Annotated in this window: 3 protein-coding genes and 1 pseudogene; 2 read left to right on the forward strand and 2 right to left on the reverse strand. The window is 61.2% G+C overall.

Annotated elements, in window-relative coordinates; all coding sequences use genetic code 11:
- Nucleotides 1-557 (forward strand): Mu transposase domain-containing protein (locus ACOI1H_RS25020; protein WP_422440980.1); only part of this gene is annotated, 557 nt, incomplete at its 5' end.
- The gene (gene istB, locus ACOI1H_RS25025; protein WP_422440982.1) at nucleotides 554-1,324 is read left to right on the forward strand and encodes an IS21-like element helper ATPase IstB; all 771 of its coding nucleotides are present in this window, start codon (nucleotides 554-556) and stop codon (nucleotides 1,322-1,324) included. The genes ACOI1H_RS25020 and istB, both read left to right, overlap by 4 nt.
- Nucleotides 1,325-1,508: 184 nt before the next feature.
- Here istB and ACOI1H_RS25030 read toward each other — a convergent pair.
- A pseudogene (locus ACOI1H_RS25030) lies at nucleotides 1,509-1,688 on the reverse strand (Tn3 family transposase); the annotation flags it as partial.
- A gap of 56 nt (nucleotides 1,689-1,744) precedes the next feature.
- Nucleotides 1,745-2,299, reverse strand: a 555-nt coding sequence (locus ACOI1H_RS25035) for an IS6 family transposase (RefSeq protein ID WP_422440983.1), incomplete at its 5' end; no start/stop codon positions are given.

A 2,299-nucleotide genomic window follows, 5' to 3' on the forward strand; every position in this document is an offset into this window, starting at 1 on the left:
AGGTCGAGCGGGGCGTGCGCGATCAGCGTGAGGCGCTCGATCCTTACGGTCAGGCGTTCGACAGCCTTGAGGCCCTGCAGGCCTGGACGGATATCAGGCTGGCAGAACGCATGATGCGCCTCAAGTGTCCGGCGACTGGCACCCGCATCGCTGATGCGTGGGAGCAGGAGCGGCGGCTGCTCACACCGCTGCCGGAGACGCTGCCAGAGCCTTTCGATGTGGTCGTGCGCCGCCCGGTCGGGGTGGACTGCATGGTCAGCTTCGAGGGACGGCAGTACAGCGTACCGTTCCGCTTCGTGAAGCAAGAGGTTGAGATCCGTGGCCTCTCCGGCCGGGTCCAGATGCTCAAAGACTGCGAGCTGATCGCCGAGCATCCCCGTGGTACGGGCGCACTGATCCTGCGCAACGAGGCCCATTCTGACGGCGAGGACACCAACCGTGTCCGGGCACCGATGCCGCTGGGCCGGATGGGGCGCAGCCTCCAGCAGATCGCCGCCGCAGGCGTCCAGCACCGCTCGCTCGACCTCTATGCCCGGCTGGCGGAGGTTGCCCGATGACAGCCCCGCGGGTGAAGCTCGACATTGATGCGACGCGCGACAAACTGGCGGCGCTCGGCCTTGGTCATGCCGTCGAAACTCTGGAGAGCCTGTTAGGGGAAGCCGTGCGTGCCGAGATGCCGGCCCACGTCTTTTTGGACCGGCTTCTGGATGCGGAACGATCTGGTCGGGAAGAACGGCGCATCAAGACGATGCTGAAGATGTCGAAGATCCCGACCGGCCAGACGCTGGAGAACTTCGACTTTGCTTTCCAGCCGGCGATCGAGCGGTCGCGCATCGAGACCCTCGCCACCGGGTCCTGGATCAGGAACGCCGAGGTGATCTTGATGCAGGGTCCTCCAGGCGTCGGGAAAAGCCACCTCCTCGTGAGCCTCGGAGTCCGCGCGATCCAGATCGGTTTCTCGGTCCAGTACTACCGCTTCGACGAGTTGCTGACTGCGCTGGGTGCCGACGCACATATACCACCCTCCCGGCTGAAGAGCAAAAAGTACATGTCCAGTTCGGTGTTGCTGATCGACGAAATGGGGTACAACCCGATGAACCGCGATGAGGCCAGCCTGTTCTTCCGCCTTGTCAGTTATCGCTACGGCCGTGGTGCCATGATCATCACGACCAACAAAAGTATCCGAGACTGGACCGAACTGCTCGCTGGCGACGAAGTGCTGGCGACTGCCATCCTCGATGGGCTCCTTCACCGCGCCCACGTCCTCAACATCAAGGGCCGAAGCTATCGGCTACGCGATCTCGAAGAGGCACTGAAAGGTTGACCCCATCAAGACGATCCCGCGGCCACGGGGTGCGCGCTCTGACTCGTGGCGGTCAGCGCGCACCCCGTGGCCGCTACCGTCAAGCCGAACCTCGTAACACTGGGTGTCGCATTAACTCGTAAAAGTGGGTGTCGCTTGACAATTGCCGTGCAGCGAAGGTCGGCTGTGGCTTCTATCGCGTCGGCTACTTGTATTCTCCGGTAAGCAGGATGTGTGCCCAACCGAGGGGTGAGGTGTGCGCCAGCAGATCGGGCGGAACGGAAAGCTTCGCGCGCTGGCGTTGAGCGACGGCCTCGCCCAGGCGGGCCGTGTTCCAGTGGATGACGATCGTGGCCAGCAGGTTGAGCGCGGCCATGCGGAAGTGCTAGATTCTGTCGCAAATTTTGTTGGAATTTGAGTGCGGGCATCGCCTGGACATAATTATGCTGCGAGCCCCGCAAACTGCTCAAATGCGGGAAGGCCGCTGGCATGGAGCTGCCCCTTTCGGATCATATGCGTGGTCTCGATCGCAGCCAAGGTCGCCTCGGCAGAATGGAAGGCCTTGAAGCCAAGCATGGGGCCCGTGATCCGCTTTACGAAGCGATGATCTTGTTCGATGATGTTGTTAAGGTATGTGACCCGCAGTATCTTGATGGTGTTGCCTGAGCCCGTGAACTTCATGATCACATTGACGCTTTGCAGACCCGCCAGATTAGCGCCGCTTTTGTCGATGACGACACGGTCAGGCACGCCGTTCGTGCCAATCGCGCGCTTGAAGAATCGACGGGCCGCAGCCTTGTTGCGACGCTCAGACAGCATGAAATCAAGGGTTTTTCCCGTGTTGTCGACCGCCCGGTAATAGTAGGTCCATTTGCCTTTAACCTTGATGTAGGTTTCGTCCATGCGCCAAGATTCGGCGGTTGGTTTCTTGCGGGACTGCGCTTGTGCCGCCATCAGCGGCGCAAATTTAACCACCCAACGGTTCAGCGTCCCATG

Origin of the sequence: Loktanella sp. DJP18 (assembly GCF_049310965.1) — a bacterium.
Taxonomy (GTDB): Bacteria; Pseudomonadota; Alphaproteobacteria; order Rhodobacterales; family Rhodobacteraceae; genus Loktanella.